This window comes from Variovorax sp. 10N412 (assembly GCF_056394985.1).
On record NZ_JBFTIO010000023.1, the window covers coordinates 60,744 to 80,955 of the forward strand.

Annotated in this window: 20 protein-coding genes; all 20 read left to right on the top strand. The window is 65.9% G+C overall.

What is annotated here, in order from left to right; translation table 11 throughout:
- Positions 1-76 precede the first annotated feature (76 nt).
- Positions 77-1,309 carry a phosphoglycerate dehydrogenase gene (serA, locus tag AC1DJH_RS31070; RefSeq protein WP_435485247.1) on the top strand — a complete coding sequence of 411 codons (1,233 nt, stop codon included), beginning with the start codon at positions 77-79 and terminating at the stop codon, positions 1,307-1,309.
- A 181-nt stretch (positions 1,310-1,490) separates the two neighbouring features.
- A complete protein-coding gene (locus AC1DJH_RS31075; protein WP_478188340.1) occupies positions 1,491-5,369 on the top strand; it encodes a DUF3683 domain-containing protein in 3,879 nt (1,292 codons plus the stop codon).
- Positions 5,370-5,374: 5 nt separating this feature from the next.
- On the top strand, positions 5,375-5,806 hold the full coding sequence (locus AC1DJH_RS31080; RefSeq protein WP_478188353.1) for an HIT family protein: 432 nt from the start codon (positions 5,375-5,377) through the stop codon (positions 5,804-5,806).
- A gap of 11 nt (positions 5,807-5,817) precedes the next feature.
- Positions 5,818-6,231 (top strand): gamma-butyrobetaine hydroxylase family protein, encoded by a 414-nt coding sequence (locus AC1DJH_RS31085; protein ID WP_435437260.1) that lies wholly within the window; start codon positions 5,818-5,820, stop codon positions 6,229-6,231.
- Positions 6,232-6,378: 147 nt separating this feature from the next.
- The gene (ubiE, locus tag AC1DJH_RS31090) at positions 6,379-7,110 is read left to right on the top strand and encodes a bifunctional demethylmenaquinone methyltransferase/2-methoxy-6-polyprenyl-1,4-benzoquinol methylase UbiE (protein ID WP_435437261.1); all 732 of its coding nucleotides are present in this window, start codon (positions 6,379-6,381) and stop codon (positions 7,108-7,110) included.
- Positions 7,111-7,142: 32 nt separating this feature from the next.
- The gene (locus AC1DJH_RS31095) at positions 7,143-8,165 is read left to right on the top strand and encodes a Tim44 domain-containing protein (RefSeq protein ID WP_472125391.1); all 1,023 of its coding nucleotides are present in this window, start codon (positions 7,143-7,145) and stop codon (positions 8,163-8,165) included.
- A 56-nt stretch (positions 8,166-8,221) separates the two neighbouring features.
- Positions 8,222-8,776 (top strand): ubiquinone biosynthesis accessory factor UbiJ, encoded by a 555-nt coding sequence (locus AC1DJH_RS31100; RefSeq protein ID WP_478188341.1) that lies wholly within the window; start codon positions 8,222-8,224, stop codon positions 8,774-8,776.
- Positions 8,773-10,338, top strand: coding sequence for a ubiquinone biosynthesis regulatory protein kinase UbiB (gene ubiB / locus AC1DJH_RS31105; protein ID WP_478188342.1), 1,566 nt, complete (start codon positions 8,773-8,775; stop codon positions 10,336-10,338). The genes AC1DJH_RS31100 and ubiB overlap by 4 nt, the downstream gene beginning before the upstream one ends.
- A 13-nt stretch (positions 10,339-10,351) precedes the next feature.
- Complete coding sequence (locus tag AC1DJH_RS31110) at positions 10,352-11,800, top strand: high affinity choline transporter 1 (RefSeq protein ID WP_478188343.1); 1,449 nt, start codon at positions 10,352-10,354, stop codon at positions 11,798-11,800.
- Between the two features lie 102 nt (positions 11,801-11,902).
- On the top strand, positions 11,903-12,250 hold the full coding sequence (locus tag AC1DJH_RS31115; RefSeq protein WP_478188344.1) for an FmdB family zinc ribbon protein: 348 nt from the start codon (positions 11,903-11,905) through the stop codon (positions 12,248-12,250).
- A gap of 19 nt (positions 12,251-12,269) precedes the next feature.
- Complete coding sequence (locus AC1DJH_RS31120) at positions 12,270-12,902, top strand: DUF502 domain-containing protein (RefSeq protein ID WP_435437267.1); 633 nt, start codon at positions 12,270-12,272, stop codon at positions 12,900-12,902.
- A gap of 37 nt (positions 12,903-12,939) precedes the next feature.
- A complete protein-coding gene (aspS, locus tag AC1DJH_RS31125; RefSeq protein ID WP_472125406.1) occupies positions 12,940-14,745 on the top strand; it encodes an aspartate--tRNA ligase in 1,806 nt (601 codons plus the stop codon).
- 7 nt (positions 14,746-14,752) lie between these two features.
- Positions 14,753-15,229, top strand: a complete 477-nt coding sequence (nudB, locus tag AC1DJH_RS31130; protein WP_478188345.1) for a dihydroneopterin triphosphate diphosphatase — start codon at positions 14,753-14,755, stop codon at positions 15,227-15,229.
- Positions 15,226-15,990 (top strand): endonuclease/exonuclease/phosphatase family protein, encoded by a 765-nt coding sequence (locus AC1DJH_RS31135; RefSeq protein WP_478188346.1) that lies wholly within the window; start codon positions 15,226-15,228, stop codon positions 15,988-15,990. Before nudB ends, AC1DJH_RS31135 begins: the two co-directional genes overlap by 4 nt.
- 73 nt (positions 15,991-16,063) lie before the next feature.
- A complete protein-coding gene (gene folE, locus AC1DJH_RS31140) occupies positions 16,064-16,795 on the top strand; it encodes a GTP cyclohydrolase I (protein ID WP_478188347.1) in 732 nt (243 codons plus the stop codon).
- Between the two features lie 2 nt (positions 16,796-16,797).
- Positions 16,798-17,220, top strand: coding sequence for a BLUF domain-containing protein (locus AC1DJH_RS31145; protein ID WP_472125414.1), 423 nt, complete (start codon positions 16,798-16,800; stop codon positions 17,218-17,220).
- Positions 17,221-17,227: 7 nt separating this feature from the next.
- The gene (locus tag AC1DJH_RS31150; RefSeq protein WP_472125417.1) at positions 17,228-18,109 is read left to right on the top strand and encodes an EamA family transporter; all 882 of its coding nucleotides are present in this window, start codon (positions 17,228-17,230) and stop codon (positions 18,107-18,109) included.
- Positions 18,110-18,113: 4 nt separating this feature from the next.
- Positions 18,114-18,938: a DUF429 domain-containing protein gene (locus AC1DJH_RS31155; protein ID WP_478188348.1), complete on the top strand. Its 825-nt coding sequence runs from the start codon at positions 18,114-18,116 to the stop codon at positions 18,936-18,938.
- Between the two features lie 122 nt (positions 18,939-19,060).
- Positions 19,061-19,258, top strand: a complete 198-nt coding sequence (locus AC1DJH_RS31160) for a CsbD family protein (protein WP_472125423.1) — start codon at positions 19,061-19,063, stop codon at positions 19,256-19,258.
- Positions 19,259-19,363: 105 nt separating this feature from the next.
- Positions 19,364-19,891, top strand: coding sequence for a BON domain-containing protein (locus AC1DJH_RS31165; RefSeq protein ID WP_478188349.1), 528 nt, complete (start codon positions 19,364-19,366; stop codon positions 19,889-19,891).
- The last annotated feature ends 321 nt before the right edge of the window (positions 19,892-20,212 follow it).

Sequence of the window (20,212 nt, forward strand, 5' to 3'; positions counted from 1 at the left end):
CAGCGCACCATGCTAGCATCGCCCTCCCTTTTTTGGCCCAGCTTGTCGCCACGGCCGGGGCTTCCGCGAGACCGCCATGAGCAGCAAAACTTCCCTCGACAAAAGCAGGATCAAGTTCCTCTTGCTCGAGGGCATCCACCCCTCGGCGCTGGAGGTGCTGCGCGCCGCCGGCTACACCAACATCGAGTCGCTGCCGGGCGCGCTGCCCGACGCGGAACTGAAGGCCAAGATCGCCGACGTGCACTTTCTGGGCATTCGCTCGCGCACGCAACTCACCGCCGAGGTGTTCGCCGCCGCCCACAAGCTGGTGGCAGCCGGGTGCTTCTGCATCGGCACCAACCAGGTCGACCTGGAAGCCGCCCGCGAGCACGGTGTGGCGGTGTTCAACGCCCCGTATTCGAACACCCGCTCCGTGGCCGAGCTGGTGCTGGCCGAGGCCATCCTGCTGCTGCGCGGCGTGCCCGAGAAGAGCGCGGTGGCGCACCGCGGCGGCTGGCTCAAGTCGGCCGACAACGCCTTCGAGATCCGCGGCAAGACGCTGGGCATCGTGGGCTACGGCTCGATCGGCGCGCAGCTGTCGGTCCTGGCCGAGGCGCTGGGCATGCACGTGGCCTTCTACGACGTGGTCACCAAGCTGCCGCTGGGCAACGCGCGCCAGGTGCGCGACCTGCACCAGCTGCTGGGGCAGAGCGACATCGTGACGCTGCACGTGCCCGAGACGCAGGCCACGCAATGGATGATCGGCGCGGCCGAAATCGCGGCCATGAAGGCGGGTTCCATCCTGATCAACGCGTCGCGCGGCACGGTGGTCGAGATCGACGCGCTGGCCGACGCCCTGAAGGCCAAGAAGCTTCTGGGCGCCGCCATCGACGTGTTCCCGGTGGAGCCGCGCAGCAACAAGGACGAGTTCCTGTCGCCCCTGCGCGGGCTGGACAACGTGATCCTGACGCCCCACATCGGCGGCTCGACCATGGAGGCGCAGGCCAACATCGGGCTGGAAGTGGCTGAAAAGCTGGTCAAGTACAGCGACAACGGCACCTCGACCTCGTCCGTCAACTTCCCCGAGGTGGCGCTGCCGGCGCACCCGGGCAAGCACCGGCTGCTGCATGTGCACCGCAACGTGCCGGGCGTGCTGTCGGAGATCAACAAGATCTTCTCGGACAACCACATCAACATCGCCTCCCAGTTCCTGCAGACGAACGAGAAGGTCGGGTATGTGGTGATGGACATCGAGGCTGCTTCTTCCGACCTCGCGCTGGAGAAGCTGGCAAAGGTGAACGGGACGATTCGCAGCCGCGTGCTGTTCTGAGCCCCTGACTTGCCCCCTGTCCCTTTGGGGAGAGGGTCGGGGTGAGGGCGGCGGCATCAACTCCCCGCCGGCGCCCCTGGCACAAGGGCAAGCGCCCCGCCCGAGGCAAGACCCCGAGGCCTGCCCTAAAATCCCCAGCCCGGCTATGGGTGCGCAGCGCCCGGCCGAGGCGCCCCACCCGATGAATGCTCCGACCGCGTTGAACACGCTGTTGGCACAGGCCGCAGAGCCTGTCCGACTGCGCGAGATCCCGTACAACTACACCAGCTTCTCCGACCGAGAGATCGTGATTCGCCTGCTGGGCGAACGCGGCTGGGAACTGCTGCAGACCCTGCGGGCCGAGCGCCGCACCGGCCGATCGGCCCGCATGCTCTACGAGGTGCTGGGCGACATCTGGGTGGTCCAGCGCAATCCCTACCTGGTCGACGACCTGCTCGACAACCCGCGCCGCCGCGGCCAGCTGGTCGAAGCCCTGAAGCACCGCCTGGGCGAAGTCCAGAAGCGCCGCACCCCCGACAGCGACCTGACGCGCGACCAGTTCGTGGGCGAGCTCACCCGCCTCGTGGGCGACGCCGTTTCTGCCTTCGACACCAACTTCCGCGACGTCGCCGCCCTGCGCCGCAAGGCCACGCGCGTGCTGCGCCGCCTCACGGCCAAGGACAACATCAAGTTCGACGGCCTGTCGCGCGTGTCGCACGTGACGGACGCCACCGACTGGCGCGTGGAATACCCCTTCGTGGTGCTGTGCCCCGACACCGAGGCCGAGATGGCCCTGCTGGTCAAGGGCTGCATCGAGCTGGGCCTGACCATCATTCCGCGCGGCGGCGGCACCGGCTACACCGGCGGCGCGATTCCGCTGACCTGGAACAGCGTGGTCATCAACACCGAGAAGCTCGAGGCGATGACCGAGGTCGAGCACATGCCGCTGCCGGGACTGGCCGACCCCGTGCCCACCATCTGGACCGAGGCCGGCGTGGTCACGCAGCGCGTCGCCGACGCGGCGGAGCGCGCTGGCTTCGTGTTCGCGGTCGACCCGACCTCGGCAGAGGCCTCGTGCGTCGGCGGCAACGTGGCCATGAACGCGGGCGGCAAGAAGGCCGTGCTGTGGGGCACGGCGCTGGACAACCTCGCCTCGTGGCGCATGGTGACGCCGCAGGCCGAGTGGCTCGAGGTCACGCGCATCGGCCACAACCTCGGCAAGATCCACGACGCCGAGAGCGCCGTGTTCGAGCTGCAGTACTACGCCGCCGACGGCAAGACCAAATTGCGCACCGAGCGCCTCGACATTCCGGGCCGCAGCTTCCGCAAGGAGGGCCTCGGCAAGGATGTGACCGACAAGTTCCTCTCGGGCCTGCCGGGCATCCAGAAGGAAGGCTGCGACGGCCTCATCACCAGCTGCCGCTGGGTGGTGCACAAGATGCCCGCGCACACGCGCACCGTGTGCCTCGAATTTTTCGGCAACGCCAAGGACGCGGTGCCCAGCATCGTCGAGATCAAGGACTTCATGTTCGCCGAGCAGAAGCGCTCGGGCGTGCTGCTGGCCGGCCTGGAGCACCTGGACGACCGCTACCTGAAGGCGGTGGGCTACGCCACCAAGTCGAAGAAGCACGGCGGCCTGCCGAAGATGGTGCTGTTCGGCGACATTGCGGGCGACAGCGCCGACGATGTGGCCCGCGTCACCTCGGAAGTGGTGCGCATCGCCAACTCGCGCAGCGGCGAAGGCTTCGTGGCCATCAGCCCCGAGGCGCGCAAGAAATTCTGGCTCGACCGCAAGCGCACGGCCGCCATCAGCAAGCACACCAACGCCTTCAAGATCAACGAGGACGTGGTGATTCCGCTGCCGCGCATGGCCGAGTACAGCGACGGCATCGAGCGCATCAACATCGAGCTGTCGCTGCAGAACAAGCTTGCGCTCACCGACGCGCTCGAAACTTTCCTCACGCGCGGCAACCTGCCGCTGGGCAAGACAGACGACGCGCACGAGATCCCGGCGGCCGAGCTGCTGGAAGACCGCGTGGCGCAGGCCGTGGCGCTGGTGCACGAGGTGCGCGCGCTCTGGGCCGGCTGGCTGCAGAACGTCGATGCGCAGTTCGTGCAGCTGCAGGACCATTCGCTGCGCGCAAGCTGGAAGACCCAGCTGCGCCAGCCGCTGCAGGAGATTTTCTCGGGCGCCGAGTTCGCGCCGATCCTGGCCGAGTGCACGGCCATCCACCAGCGCGTGCTCAAGGGCCGCGTGTGGGTCGCGCTGCACATGCATGCGGGCGACGGCAACGTGCACACCAACATCCCCGTGAACAGCGACAACTACGACATGCTGCAGACCGCGCATGCCGCGGTGGTGCGCATCATGGCGCTGGCGCGCAGCCTGGACGGCGTGATCTCGGGCGAGCACGGCATCGGCATCACCAAGCTCGAGTTCCTGACCGACGAAGAGCTGCGCCCGTTCACCGAATACAAGGCCCGGGTCGACCCCGAAGGCCGCTTCAACAAGGGCAAGCTGCTGCGCGCGCCGGCGGGTGAGGCCGTCACGCTGCATGCCGACCTGACCAACGCCTACACGCCGAGCTTCGGCCTGATGGGCCACGAGTCGCTGATCATGCAGCAGAGCGACATCGGCGCCATTGCCGACAGCGTGAAGGACTGCCTGCGCTGCGGCAAGTGCAAGCCGGTGTGCGCCACGCACGTGCCGCGCGCCAACCTGCTGTACAGCCCGCGCAACAAGATCCTCGCGACCTCGCTGCTGGTGGAGGCCTTCCTCTACGAAGAGCAGACCCGGCGCGGCATCAGCATCAAGCACTGGGAAGAGTTCGAGGACGTGGCCGACCACTGCACCGTGTGCCACAAGTGCCTGACGCCGTGCCCGGTGAAGATCGACTTCGGCGACGTGTCGATGAACATGCGCAACCTGCTGCGCAAGATGGGCCAGAAGAGCTTCCGGCCGGGCAACGCGGCCGCAATGTTCTTCCTGAACGCGACCAACCCGCAGACCATCAAGGCGGTGCGCGCGGGCATGGTGGGCGTGGGCTTCAAGGCGCAGCGCCTGGCCAACGACCTGCTGCGCGGCCTGGCGAAGAAGCAGACCGGCGCGCCCCCGGCCACGCTGGGTCCGGCGCCGATCAAGGAGCAGGTAATCCACTTCATCAACAAGAAGATGCCGGGCAACCTGCCGAAGCAGACGGCGCGCGCGCTGCTCGACATCGAGGATGCGGACTACGTGCCGATCATCCGCAATCCGAAGGCGACGACCTCGGAGACCGAAGCGGTCTTCTACTTTCCGGGTTGCGGCTCGGAGCGGCTGTTCTCGCAGGTCGGCCTGGCCACGCAGGCGATGCTCTGGCACGCGGGCGTGCAAACGGTGCTGCCGCCAGGCTATCTCTGCTGCGGTTATCCGCAGCGGGGCAGCGGCCAGTTCGACAAGGCCGAGAAGATGATCACCGACAACCGCGTGCTCTTCCACCGGGTGGCCAACACGCTCAACTACCTGGACATCAAGACGGTGGTGGTGAGCTGCGGCACCTGCTACGACCAGCTGCAGGGCTACCAGTTCGACAAGATCTTCCCGGGGTGCCGGATCATCGACATCCACGAGTACCTGCTCGAAAAGGGCATCATCCTGGCCGGTGCCGGTGGTGGCGGCTACCTGTACCACGACCCCTGCCATTCGCCCATGAAGCTGCAGGACCCGATGAAGACGGTGAAGGCGCTGGTCGGCGACAACGTGCTCAAGAACGACCGCTGCTGCGGCGAGTCGGGCACGCTGGGCGTGTCGCGGCCGGACATCTCGACGCAGATCCGCTTTCGCAAGGAAGAGGAGCTCAAGAAGGGCGAGGCCGCGTTGCGCGACGCCGGTGCCGTCGGCGAGAAGGACAACGTGAAGATCCTCACCAGCTGCCCGAGCTGCCTGCAGGGCCTCTCGCGCTACGGCAACGACCTGAACAACGGCCTGCTCGAAGCAGACTACATCGTGGTCGAGATGGCCAACAAGCTCCTCGGCGCCGACTGGATGCCGACGTACGTGGCCGCTGCCAACCAGGGCGGGATCGAGCGGGTGCTGGTGTGACCAGGATGCAAGGGTGCGTGCTCTGCGAAGGCGCCGGTGGCCGCCTGGTGTTCGAGGGCGCGAAGCTGCGCGTCATCCATGCGGAGGAGGCGGGCTTTCCGGCTTTCTATCGCGTGGTGTGGCGCGACCATGCGCCGGAGTTCTCCGACCTCGACGCAGCCGACCGCGCGTTGTGCATGGAGGCGGTGGTGGTGGTCGAGCAGTGCCTGCGCGAACGCCTGAAACCGACCAAGATGAACATCGCCGCACTCGGCAACATGGTGGCTCATCTGCATTGGCATGTGATTGCGCGCTTTGCGGACGACAGCCATTTCCCGGGTTCGGTGTGGGCGCCGGTGCAGCGCGAGCGCAATGCCGCGAAAGAGGCCGCGATCGCCGAGTGCCTGCCCGCCGCCGAGGCTGCGATGATCGAGCGCTTGGCTCGCGGGCCTTTCTGAAGGAGTTTCCGATGGCAGGCTTGAAACCGGGCGCACCGACGCCGCAATCGATCACCGTGCACGGCCAGTCGCGCGTGCTCGAAGTGGCCTTCTCCGACGGTGCGAGTTTTCGCATTCCGTTCGAGCTGATGCGCATCTGTTCCCCGTCGGCCGAGGTGCAGGGCCACGGGCCGGGCCAGGAGATCCTGCAGACCGGCAAGCGCGATGTGGAGCTCGTCGACCTCGAGGCGGTCGGCAACTACGCGGTGCAGCCCACCTTCAGCGACGGCCACAACACCGGTATCTACTCGTGGGACCTGCTCTACGAACTGGGCGCGAAGCAGGCCGAGCTGTGGGCCACCTACGAGCGCCGCCTGGCCGAGGCGGGCATCGCGCGCGACGCACCGATGATCGACAAGGGCGGCTCCGCCTGCAGCAGCCACTGAGGCCGCGAAATCGCGCGAAACCCCGGTACAGCGACTGGCGCCATAGCCCTACGCCCAGGAAGGGCGGGACAAAAAAAGCAACGAATGCCCGCCGTGCCCGCGGGGTCGTCGGCTTGATGTGAAGGCTTCCGGCCTAACATCGGTCGCATGAGTACCACACACTTCGGCTTCGAAACAGTCGACGAAAGCGAGAAGGCCCGCCGCGTTCGCGGTGTCTTCGATTCGGTCGCTTCCCGCTACGACATCATGAACGACCTGATGTCGGCCGGCCTGCACCGCGCCTGGAAGGCCTACACCGTTATGGTCGCGAACGTGGGTGAAGGCTCGCGCGTCCTCGACATCGCGGGCGGCACCGGCGACCTTGCGCTCGCCTTCGCAAAGAAGGTCGGCGCCACCGGCCAGGTCGTGCACACCGACATCAACGAGGCCATGCTGCGCACCGGGCGCGACCGCCTGCTCGACGCCGGCGTCTCGCTCCCCACCACGGTCTGCGACGCGGAAAAGCTCCCCTTTCCCGACAACCACTTCGACGTGGTGACGGTGGCCTTCGGCCTGCGCAACATGACGCACAAGGACGCCGCGCTCAAGGAAATGAACCGCGTGATCAAGCCGGGCGGCAAGCTGCTCGTGCTGGAGTTCTCCAAGGTCGCCAAGCCGCTCGCGAAGGCGTACGACTGGTATTCCTTCAACGTGCTGCCGCGCCTGGGCAAGCTCGTGGCCGGTGACGACGCCAGCTATCGCTACCTGGCCGAATCCATCCGGATGCACCCCTCGCAAGAGGAGCTCAAGACCCTCATGAAAGAGGGCGGTTTCGGACATGTGGACTATCACAACATGACGGGTGGCATTGCTGCCCTCCATGTTGGAATCAAATGCTGATGAGGCGAATCTTTCGCTCGAGAGGAGACGACATGAAGAGTTTGGGTACCTTGTTTTTGGCGGCAGCTTTGGTTCTTGGCAGTGTCCAGGCCGAGGCTGCTCGCATGGGCGGTGGCAAGTCGTTCGGGCGCCAGTCGTCCAACGTGACGCAACGCCAGGCCACGCCGCCGGCAGCGCCGGCGCAGCAGAACGCGAACAACGCGGCAGCCAAGCCTGCAACGCCCGCACCCGCGGCCGCGGCACCGAAGCGTCCGTGGGGCGCGATGCTCGGCGGTCTCGCGGCCGGCCTGGGCCTCGCATGGCTCGCCAGTTCGCTGGGCCTGGGCGCCGGCTTCGGCAACATCCTGTTGATCGGCCTGCTGGTGCTGGCCGGCGTGATGGCATGGCGCATGTTCAAGGCGCGCTCGCAAGCTTCGGGCGCCAGCCGCCAGGGTGGCTTCGCGTTCCAGGGCGCAGGTGCCGGCCCGGGCAACGCCAGCGCCCCGGCGCAATACAGCCCGGCCAACGTCGGCAACGACGCATCGGCGCGTCCCTGGGAGCGCAATGCAACGTCGTTCGACGCCACGCCCTCGAATGACGCACCGCACGGCAGCAGCCTCTCGGCAGCGGGCGCCGCAGCCGGCGGCAGCATGATCGGTTCCGCACTCGGCGGTTCGCAGTCCTGGGGTATTCCCGCGGGCTTCGACGTCGACGGCTTCCTCGGGGCTGCCAAGCGCAACTTCGTGACGCTCCAGGACGCCTGGGACCGCGCCGACGTGTCGATGCTGCGTTCCATGATGACCGACAGCATGGTCGAGGAAATCCGCACGCAACTGGCCGACCGTGCCGGCCACACTGGTGGTGTCTCCAACAAGACCGAAGTCGTGATGCTCGACGCCAAGCTGCTCGGCATCGAAGAGCTGCCCGAGGCCTACATGGCCAGCGTGGAGTTCTCCGGCATGATCCGTGAAGACGCATCGACCGGCCCGGGTCCGTTCCGGGAAGTCTGGAACATGACCAAGCCCACGAGCGGCAACGGCGGCTGGCTGGTGGCGGGCGTGCAGGCGCTGCAGTAAGAAAAACCTGAGCCGTGGCCGTCGCAGGGCCGCGGCACAGACGGGATAATGGGGACATGGCCATACCATCGTCCCCATTTTCTTTTCTCGGCGACCTTCTCAATCGCGTCGGCGAGCGCCTTCAGCCCCCGGATTGGGCGGTTCACGAAATACAGCACCGCGTCGTCCTGTTCCTGAACCATGTGCTGCAGCAGGAGCCCGAGGCGCAGCAGCGTTTGCTGCGGCAGCAGGGGCGGGTGGTGCGCTTCCAATGGCGCTTCGTCACCATGGAACTGGTGGCCACGCCTGCCGGCCTGCTCGACCTGGCGCCTGCAGGCTCGGTGCCCGAGCTCACGCTGACCGTCACCGACGACTCCCCCTTCGACATCGCCCGTGCCACGCTGCGCGGCGACAAGCCTTCCGTGCAGATCATCGGCGACGTGCAGCTGGCCGCAGAGGTCAACTGGCTGGTCGACCATGTGCGCTGGGACGTCGAGGACGATCTCGCCCGCGTGATCGGCGACGTGCCCGCGCACACGCTGGGCAACGGCGTGCGTCGCGTCGCGGGCGCGCTGCGGCAGTTCGTCGGCGACCGCAACGCGAAGGCCGGCTCGGCGGGCACGGCCGAATGAGGCGCTTCTACCGCGGGCTGTTCATCGTCTGGATCGCGCTGCGCTACGGCCTCGACGAGCTCGTGCTCACGAGCTTCCAGAAGCCCTGGCTGCGCGTGGTGGCACGCATCGTCTCCGTCGGACGCAACCTCGACGCGCCGCGCGGCCAGCGGCTGCGCGAGGCGCTCGAGCGGCTTGGCCCCATCTTCGTGAAGTTCGGCCAGGTGCTGTCGACCCGCCGCGACCTGCTGCCGCCCGACATCGCCGACGAGCTCGCGTTCCTCCAGGACCGCGTGCCGCCGTTCCCCTCGGCCGTGGCCATCGCGACCATCGAGCGCGCCTTCCGCCGTCCGGTGAGCGACGTGTTCGTCCAGTTCGACGAAATTCCCATCGCCAGTGCCTCGATCGCTCAGGTCCACTTCGCGACCATCCGCACCAACCAGGGCGAGGTGCGCGAAGTGGCGGTGAAGGTGCTGCGCCCCAACATGCGCGGCGTGATCGAAAAGGACCTGGCGCTCATGGCCATGATGGCCGGCTGGGTCGAGGGCCTGTCGGCCGACGGCAAGCGCCTGAAGCCGCGCGAGGTGGTGGGCGAGTTCGACAAGTACCTGCACGACGAGCTCGACCTGGTGCGCGAAGCCGCCAATGCGGCCCAGCTGCGCCGCAACATGGCCTCGCTCGACCTCGTGATGATTCCGGAGATGTTCTGGGACTTCTGCCACCCCGAGGTCATGGTGATGGAGCGCATGAAGGGCGTGCCCATCGCGCAGATGGACCGCCTGCGCGCGGCCGGCGTCGACATTCCCAAGCTGGCGCGCGACGGCGTCACGATCTTCTTCACGCAGGTGTTCCGCGACGGCTTCTTCCACGCCGACATGCATCCGGGGAACATCCAGGTGAGCCTGGAGCCCGAGACCTTCGGGCGCTACATCTCGCTGGACTTCGGGATCATCGGCACGCTGACCGAGTCGGACAAGGAATACCTTGCGCAGAACTTCGTGGCCTTCTTCCGGCGCGACTACAAGCGCGTGGCCGAGCTGCACCTGGAAAGCGGCTGGGTGCCCGTGGGCACCCGCATCGACGAGCTGGAGGCCGCCATTCGTACCGTGTGCGAGCCGTACTTCGACCGGCCGCTGAAGGAGCTTTCGCTGGGCATGGTGCTGATGCGCTTGTTCCAGACCTCGCGCCGGTTCCATGTGGAGATCCAGCCCCAGCTGGTGCTGCTGCAGAAGACGCTGCTCAACATCGAGGGCCTCGGGCGCAACATCGACCCCGATCTCGATCTCTGGGCCACGGCCAAGCCCTTCCTGGAAAAGTGGATGGTCGACCAGATCGGGCCCAAGAAGCTGCTGCAGCAGCTCAGGGCCGAGGCGCCGCGCTACGCGAAGCTGCTGCCCCAGTTTCCGCGACTGCTGCACGATTTCCTGGAAAATCGCCCCGCCGACAACCGCCGCGAGCTGCTCGAACTGCTGGCCGAGCAAAAACGCACCAACAGGTTGCTCCAGACCATCGTCTACGGTGGCATAGGTTTTGTATTGGGGTTGCTGGCCATGCAGTTGCTGGTGCGTGTGAGTCTGTTCTAGAGGAGTTTTCGCCGTGTTGTTGACGCTGGTCATCGTCTATCTGCTGGTCACCATCGCCATCGGCCTCTACGCGGCCAAGCGGGTGAAGAACACCACCGACTTCGCCATTGCCGGGCGGCACCTGCCGCTCTTCATGATCGTGACGACCACGTTCGCGACTTGGTTCGGCTCCGAAACGGTGCTCGGCATTCCGGCCAAGTTCATCGAAGGCGGGCTCAACGGCGTGGTCGAAGACCCGTTCGGCGCGGGCACCTGCCTGATCCTGGTGGGCCTTTTCTTCGCGGGCAAGCTTTACCGCATGACGCTGCTGACCATCAGCGACTATTACCGCGAGCGCTATGGCCGCACCGTGGAGGTGGCCTGTTCGCTGATCATCATGCTGAGCTACCTGGGCTGGGTGTCGGCGCAGGTCACGGCGCTGGGGCTGGTGTTCAACCTGCTGTCGGCCGGTGCCATCGGCATCCCGATGGGCATGGTGATCGGGGTGGTCTCGATCCTGGCCTACACCCTGTTCGGCGGCATGTGGTCGGTGGCGGTGACCGACTTCATGCAGATGATCATCCTGGTGACCGGCCTGGCCGTCATCGCGGTGTTCGCGGGCAACATGGCCGGCGGGGCCGACAAGGTGGTGGCCTTTGCGGTCAGCAAGGACCTCTTCAAGTTCTGGCCGGAGCCCAATCTGCACGACATGGTGTTCTTCTTCGCGGCCGCCATCACGATGATGCTGGGCTCCATTCCGCAGCAGGACGTGTTCCAGCGCGTGATGTCTGCCAACAGCGTGAAGGCGGCCCAGCGCGGGCCGGTGATCGGCGGCGTGGCGTACATCCTGTTTGCCTTCGTGCCGATGTTCCTGGTGGCCAGCGCGCTGCTGATCATGCCGGAGGAGGTGGCCGTGCTGCTGAAGGAAGATCCGCAGAAGGTGCTGCCCACGCTGGTGCTGCAGAAGATGCCTTTCGTGATGCAGGTGCTGTTCTTCGGTGCGCTGCTTTCGGCCATCAAGTCGACTGCCTCGGCCACCTTGCTCGCGCCCAGCGTCACCTTCACCGAGAACATCTGGCGCCAGTTCCGCCCCGCCGGCACCGACCGGCAGAACCTCCTGACGATGCGCATCACGGTGCTCGTGTTCAGCGCCGCGGTGCTGGCCTACGCCATTCGCATGCAGGGAACGCCGATCTACGAACTGGTGTCGGGCGCCTACCAGGTGCCGCTGGTGGGGGCTTTCGTGCCGCTGGTGTGCGGGCTGTACTGGCGCCGAGCCACCACGCAAGGTGCCATCGCCTCGATCGTCCTGGGCATCGGTGTGTGGCTGCTGTTCCTGGCGCTGCCCTGGGGCGGCGTGTTCCCGGCCCAGCTGGCGGGGGTGTTGTGTGCCTTCGTGGGCATGGTCGCCGGCTCGCTGATGCCGCAATGGGTGGCCAACACGCACACGCCGCACCGTCCGTTGGCGACGGAGCCGGCCTGAAGCAGGGGCCCGGCCCTCGGTCGGGACGCCCTTTGACGGGGGCGGCCCTATAATCGAGGGCTTTGCGAGCGGCAGCTGCGCCGCTTTTTTGAACCCAATCCCATGCCCATTTACGCCTACAAGTGCAGCGCCTGCGGCTTTGCCAAAGACGCTTTGCAGAAGATGTCCGACGCGCCGCTGACGGTGTGCCCGGCGTGCGGCGCGAGCGCATTCGAAAAACAGGTCACGGCCGCCGGCTTCCAGCTCAAGGGCTCGGGCTGGTACGTGACCGATTTCCGCGACGGCGGCGGCAAGAAGGCCGAGCCGGCCACTGCGCCCGTGTCGAGCGACAGCGCCAAGTCCGGCGAGTCGTCTTCCGCCGGCGCCGCGCCGAGCCCGGCGCCTGCAGCGGCCCCCGCGCCCGCCGCACCGGCCCCCGCGCCGGCACCTGCCGCCAAGAGCGGCGACTGAACCAGGTACCCCGACCGCCATGCTCGCCCTGCGCAAATGGTTGTTCTCCGGCTTGCTGGTGATCGTTCCGCTGTTCATCACCCTGGCGGTGCTGAAGTGGATCATCGACACGCTGGACCAGACGCTCTGGGTGCTCCCCGGGGCCTGGCAGCGCTGGCTCTACGACAACAACATCCGCGGCCTCGGCGTGCTGCTCACGCTGGCGATCCTGCTGGTGGTCGGCGCCGTCGCCAGCAACTTCGTGGGCAAGCGCCTGCTGGGTTGGGGCGACGCCGTGGTGCGGCGCATTCCGGTGGTGCGCTCGATCTATTCGAGCGTCAAGCAGGTCTCGGACACGCTGTTCTCCGAGAACGGCAACGCCTTTCGCACGGCGGTGCTGGTGCAATGGCCGCGTGAAGGGGCCTGGACCATCGCCTTCGTCACCGGCACGCCCGGCGCCGACGTGGTCGAGCACCTGGGCGGCGGCGACTACCTCGGCGTCTACGTGCCGACCACGCCCAACCCCACGGGCGGGTACTTCGTGATGCTCAAGCGCAGCGACTGCATCGAACTCCAGATGAGCGTGGACGAAGCGCTCAAGTACATCGTCTCGATGGGTGTGGTCGTCCCGGGCGGTCCCGCCGCCTTGCCCATCAAGCCATCCAACTCATAAAAACGAACGCGCCACGACGGCGCCGGAAGTCATCTCCATGGCCATGCGTACTCACTATTGCGGTCTCGTGACCGAAGCCCTGCTGGGCCAAACCGTCACCCTGTGCGGCTGGGTCAACCGTCGCCGCGACCACGGCGGCGTGATCTTCATCGACGTGCGTGACCGCGAAGGCTACGTGCAGGTGGTGTGCGACCCCGATCGCGCCTCCACGTTCGCCGTGGCCGAAAACCTGCGCAACGAGTTCTGCGTGCAGATCACGGGCCTGGTGCGCTCGCGCCCCGAAGGCACCACCAACGACAGCCTCAAGAGCGGCAAGATCGAAGTGCTGTGCCACGAATTGAAGGTGCTGAACCCCTCGGTCACGCCTCCGTTCCTGCTGGACGACGACAACCTGTCGGAAACCACCCGCCTCACGCACCGCGTGCTCGACCTGCGCCGCCCGGCCATGCAACGCAACATGATGCTGCGCTACAAGGTGACGATGGAAACGCGCAAGTTCCTCGATGCCAACGGCTTCATCGACATCGAGACGCCGATGCTGGGCAAGTCCACGCCCGAAGGCGCGCGCGACTACCTCGTGCCCAGCCGCGTGCACGACGGCAGCTTCTTCGCGCTGCCGCAGTCGCCCCAGCTGTTCAAGCAGCTGCTGATGGTGGCTGGGTACGACCGCTACTACCAGATCGTGAAGTGCTTCCGCGACGAAGACCTGCGCGCCGACCGCCAGCCCGAATTCACGCAGATCGACATCGAGACTTCGTTCCTCGCCGAAGAAGAAATCCGCGAGATGTTCGAAGGCATGATCCGCAATGTGTTCCGTAACGCCGCGGGCATCGACCTGCCGGTGTTCCCGACCATGACGTACGGCGACGCGATGTTCAAGTACGGCTCGGACAAGCCCGACCTGCGCGTGAAGCTCGAATTCACCGAGCTCACAGAGCTGATGAAACGCGTCGAGTTCAAGGTGTTCTCGAACGCCGCCACCATGGTCGGCGGCCGTGTCGTCGCGCTGCGCGTGCCCGGCGGCGGTGCCGAGGGCGGCATGTCGCGCGGTGAAATCGACGCGTACCAGGAATTCGTCAAGATCTACGGCGCCAAGGGCCTGGCCTACATCAAGGTCAACGACGCTGCGGCCGGCCGTGAAGGCCTGCAGAGCCCGATCGTGAAGAACCTGGACGACGCCACGCTGGCCGAGATCATTGCCCGCACGGGTGCGCGCAACGGCGACATCCTGTTCTTCGGCGCCGACAAGGAAAAGGTCGTCAACGACGCCATCGGCGCGCTGCGCGTGAAGATCGGCCACAGCCCCTTCGGCAAGAAGAGCGGCCTGTTCGACGACCGCTGGGCACCGCTGTGGGTGGTCGACTTCCCGATGTTCGAGTTCGACGAGGACGGCCAGCGCTGGTCGGCCGTGCACCACCCGTTCACCGCACCGAAGGACGGCCATGAAGACCTCATGGACACCGCGCCCGAGAAGTGCATCGCCAAGGCCTACGACATGGTGCTCAACGGCATCGAGATGGGCGGCGGTTCGGTGCGTATCCACCGCGAGGAAGTGCAGAGCAAGGTGTTCCGCGCGCTGAAGATCAGCGCCGAGGACGCGCAGCTCAAGTTCGGCTTCCTGCTGGACGCGCTGCAGTACGGCGCGCCCCCGCATGGCGGCATCGCCATCGGGCTGGACCGCCTCGTCATGCTGATGACCGGTGCCGAGTCGATCCGCGACGTGATCGCCTTCCCCAAGACCCAGCGCGCGCAAGACCTGCTGACGCAGGCCCCCAGCCCCGTCGACGAGAAGCAGCTGCGCGAACTGCACATCAAGCTGCGCAACACGCCCCAACCCGTCTGATGCGGCCATGACGACCAGCCCCCGGCCCTGGAAGATCCCGGAGTCGGTGCTGGTCGTCATTCATACGCCGGCGCTCGATGTGCTGCTGATCCGGCGTGCGGATGCCGAGACCGACTTCTGGCAGTCGGTCACCGGCAGCAAGGATGTAGCGGACGAACCGCTGGCGCTCACCGCGGCGCGCGAGGTGGCCGAGGAAACCGGCTTCCAATGCGGCGAGGGCACGGTGCTGGCCCCGCAACTGCTCGACTGGCAACTGCGCAACGTCTACGAGATCTATCCGCAATGGCGCGCCCGCTATGCGCCCGGCGTGACGCGCAACACCGAGCACCTGTTCGGCCTCTGCGTGCCCGAACGCCTGACCCCCACGCTCGCGCCGCGCGAGCACACCGACTGGCGCTGGTTGCCGTACCGGGAGGCGGCCGAAGCCTGTTTTTCCCCGTCGAACGCCGAAGCCATTCTGTTGCTGCCAGAATTTGTGCAATGAACCAGCCCGCAGCAGCAGCAAATACCCTCCGGGTCGCGACCTACAACATCCACAAGGGTGTGCAGGGCATCGGGCCCGCGCGCAGGCTCGAGATCCACAACCTCGGCCATGCCATCGAGCAGCTCGACGCCGACATCGTCTGCTTGCAGGAAGTGCGCAAGATGAACCGGCAGGCTGCGGTGCGTTTCGCGCGCTGGCCGGAGATGCCGCAGGCGGACTTTCTTGCACCCGAGGGCTACACCGCCGTCTACGAGACCAATGCCGTCACCCGCCACGGCGAGCACGGCAATGCGTTGCTCACGCGCTGGCCGGTGATTCGCACCAGCCACCAGGACATTTCCGACCACCGCTTCGAGCAGCGTGGCCTGCTGCACGTGGTGATCGAGGTGGAAGGGCAACCCGTGCATGCCATCGTGGTGCACCTGGGGCTCATCAAGGGCAGCCGGGTGCGGCAGATCGCCCGCCTGCGCGAGTTCATCGACCGCGAAGTGCCGCCCGACCAGGCCATCGTGGTGGCGGGCGACTTCAACGACTGGGGTGCGCGCATGCGCTACGCCATGAATGCCATGGGGCTGCGCGACGCCAGCGACCTGCGCGGCCCGCGCACGCTCACCTATCCCTCGCGCCTGCCGGTGGCGCAGCTCGACTTCGTCTACGGACGCAAGCTGACGCCGCTGGCCTGCGCGGTGCCGCGCGGGCCGATCTGGGCCCGCATGTCCGACCATCTGCCGTTGGTCGCTGATTTCACGCTACTTAATTGATAGCATTGCTCCGAGAGGGGGCGCGCGTTGCAGCCGGAATCCTCTCGAGTCATTCACTGGTACGATCCCCGCCATGCTGAGGAAAACCGACGTCGAACCGCTCCCCGATCGAAAAAACGATGACGAGGGCACCCCCGTCTCCGTCAAGATCCGTGAGCGTCTGAATGCGGCGCGCAAGCGCTTCAATGCCAACGACAACATCGCCGAGTTCATCGAACCGGGCGAGCTGGAGGCGCTGCTCGACGAGGTCGAGGTCAAGATGAAGGGCGTGCTCGAAAGCCTCGTCATCGACGTCGTGAACGACCACAACACCGACAACACCGCGCGCCGCGTCGCCAAGATGTACGTGAACGAGGTGTTCCGCGGCCGATATGTGCCGCCGCCCGCGCTCACCGAGTTTCCCAACGCGGAGCACCTGAACGAGCTGATGATCGTCGGCCCAATCACGGTGCGCAGCGCCTGCTCGCATCACTTCTGCCCGATCATCGGCAAGCTCTGGATCGGCGTGATGCCCAACGAGCACACCAACGTGATCGGCCTGTCGAAGTACGCGCGGCTTGCCGAATGGGTCATGGGGCGGCCGCAGATCCAGGAAGAGGCGATCGTGCAGCTCGCCGACCTGATTCAGGAAAAGACGCGGCCCGACGGCCTTGCACTCGTGATGGAAGCCGAACATTTCTGCATGGCCTGGCGCGGCGTGAAGGAAATGGACAGCAAGATGATCAATTCCGTGATGCGCGGCGTGTTCCTGAAAGACCCGAGCCTGCGCCGCGAATTCCTGTCCCTCATGCCGAGAAAGAACTGATCATGCTGGTCCGACTTCTCTACGCCAGCCGTGCCGTCGATACCAGCCCTGCGGCCATCGATGCGATCCTCGCGAAATCGCGCACGCACAACCCGGCATGCGGCATCACCGGTATCCTCTGCTACGGTGCGGGCACTTTCCTCCAGGCCATCGAAGGCGGGCGCGACGCCATCAGCGACCTCTACGGCCACATCCAGCGCGACGTGCGCCACAAGGACGTGGTGTTGCTGCACTACGAAGAAATCTCCGAACGCCGCTTCGGTGGATGGACCATGGGGCAGGTCAACCTGTCGAAGCTCAATGCCTCGACGCTGCTCAAGTATTCAGAGAAGCCCGAACTCGACCCGTACAAGGTCTCGGGCAAGGTTTCCTTGGCCTTGCTCGAGGAACTGATGGCCACCGCTGCCATCGTCGGCCGCCACTGATCCAGGGGTGCCGCTCTCCGCATTCGCGCTGATCCTGCTTGCCGGGGTCATTCACGCCGGCTGGAACATCGCCGCCAAGAAGGCGAACGGCGACGCGCGCTTCAGCTTCCAGACCAGCGTGTTCAACATGCTCATCTGGGCGCCCGTGGGGATCACGCTGGGCTGGAACGTGGTGCCGGGCTGGGGTCTGACAGAGTGGGGCTTCGTGGTGCTCAGCGGCGTGCTGCACATCTTCTATTTCATCGTGCTGCTGCGCGGCTACCGTCGGTCGGACCTGACCGTGGTCTACCCGCTCGCGCGCGGCTCGGGGCCCTTGCTGTCGTCGCTGGTGGCGGTGCTCTTTCTCGGCGAGAAGATCAGCCTCTTCGGCGTGGCGGGCATCGCAGGCGTGGTGATCGGTGTGTTCCTCGTCGCCGGCGGCCCGAAGCTTTGGCGCAAGGCGCAGGACCCGGTGCAACGCGAGCGCGTGCACAAGGGCATTCGTTACGGTGTGCTCACCGGCGGCTTCATTGCGGCGTACACCGTCGCGGACAGTTACGCCGTCAAGTTCCTGGCCATGTCGCCGATCCTTCTCGACTATTTCGGCAATCTGGTGCGCATGGTGTTGCTGGCGCCTGTCGCGTTGAAGGACCGCGCGACCACCGCGCGCATGTGGCGCGAACAGTGGAAGTACGCGCTGCTGGTGGCGGCGGTCAGCCCCGTGTCTTACGTGCTGGTGCTCTATGCGGTGCAGCAGGCGCCCATCTCCCACGTCGCGCCGGCGCGCGAGGTGTCGATGCTGTTCGCGGCGTTGATTGGCGGTCACCTGCTGCGCGAGGGCGACCGGTTCCTGCGTGTGATGGGTGCGTTGTTCATCGCCGCTGGCGTGGTGGCGCTGGCACTGGGCTGATGCCGTGGTGCTGTTCGGCTGCGATTTCTCGAGCGCACCGACGCGGCGCAAACCCATCGTGGTGGCCGTTGGCGAAATTGCCGATGCCCAGCGCGTCGTTCTGACCAGTGTGCAACGCTTCGACACGCTCGATGCGTGGGGCGATTGGTTGTGCGCCACGCCCACCTGGGTCGGCGGCTTCGACTTCCCGTTCAGCCTGCCTCGAGAACTGGTCGAACACCTGGGCTGGCCGACGCAATGGGCGCCGCTGATGGCGCACTACGCCGGCTTGAGCCGTGCGGAGATCCGCGACACCTTCGCCGCCTTCTGTGCGGGCCGGCCTGTGGGCAGCAAGTTTGCGCACCGCGCCGCCGATGGGCCTGCGGGTTCCAGCCCGTCGATGAAATGGGTGAACCCGCCTGTGGCCTACATGCTCCACGCCGGCGTGCCTCGCCTGCTGGCGTCCGGCGCGCGCATTCCCGGGCTGCACGCGGGCGACCGCGACGACCGTGTCGCGCTGGAGGCCTATCCAGGTCTGCTGGCGCGCGAGCTGATCGCACGGCGCAGCTACAAGAGCGACGACCTGGCCAAGCAGACGCCCGAGCGCCTTGCGGCGCGCACCGACCTGCTCGCCGCGCTCGAAGTCGGTACAAGCCGGCTTGGTTTGCGACTGGCCGTCCACGCCGGGCAACGGACCGAATTGGTGGCCGATGCCCGTGGCGACGGCATCGACGCCGTGCTTTGCCTCTTGCAGGCTGCGTGGGGGTTGCAGCGCGCCAGCAGTGCCGGGCCAGGATTCGGGTTGCCGCAGGCTTTCGACGCGCTTGAAGGATGGATCGTCACCGCCTGAGCCTTGTTGTCCTACACCGCTTCGGGCTTCCGGCGGCGTTCGTTGCTGCCAGCAGCAACTTAGATTGAAGTCAGTGAGTCATCCCGGCTCACATATTTCACCTACGCAGGAAGGAAAGCGACATGAACAAGGACCAAGTGGCAGGACGGGTTGAAGAGGCCAAGGGCAAAGTCAAGGAAGCTGCCGGCAAGGTGGTGGGCAATGAGAAGCTCCAGGGCGAAGGCGCGGCTGATCAGGCCGCCGGCAAGGTGCAGAAGACCTATGGCGACGTGAAGGAAAAGGCCAAGGACGCCATCAAGACCGGTGCCGACAAGCTGTGACGGGACGAGGGGTCGCATGTGCCCGTTGACGGGCGCGTGCAGCCTCTTTTTTCATTTGAGCGCGATTGACGCAGCGATCCGTCGAGATCGACAAGGAGAGGCTCCATGAGCAAGCAAGAGCAACACCCCCCATCCATCGGTATGCCGCATCAGCGCGCATTGCTTGTTGTGCTCGCCGCTACAGCAGCATTTGCGCTAGCCGCGTGCGACAAGTCGGACAGTCGCAGTGCTGGCGAGAAGCTCGACAGCGCCGTCGCCAGGACCGAACAGGCCGCGCAGACAGCTGCTGCCAAGACGGGCGAAGCTGTCAAGGAAGCCAAAGCCAAGGTCGATGCCTCCGGGACGACCACCGAAGTGAAGGATGGCATGGCGAACGTGAAGGAAGCGGCGAAGGAGGCAGGCGCCGCAGTGAGCGCGACGGTGGACGATGCCGCTATCACGGCCTCTGTGTCCGCAGGTCTGGCGAAGGATCCGGATTTGAGCGCCATCAAGATCAACGTCGACACCAAGGGCGGCGCTGTAAGCCTGAGGGGACCCGCACCGACGGCGGCTGCCAAGGCGCGCGCCGAGGAGATTGCAAAGGCCGTGCAAGGCGTGACCTCTGTCGACAACCAGCTCGAAGTGAAGAGCTGATCGGTTTCTGGCAACGCATTGCAGACCAAAGCCCGGGATTCCCGGGCTTTTTGTTGTCTTGTGTGCAGAGGCTACTGGTGGCGTCAGGCCATCCGACAAAAAGTCTTCTCCTCCTTGCTCGAAGTGCTAAAAACTGTGCATAATTGAGGGCTCGGCTGACAGTCACTGCAAAGTGTTTGAAGCGATGGGTTCTTCGGAGCTGATTGCGAGTTGGTTGGGTGAAAAAAGCTTCTTCGAAGTTGACGCTGATTGAAAAGTCGGTGCATAATCGAAGGCTTCGCTGAAACGGATTCGGCGGCTGGTTGCGAAAGTGGCGAGCTG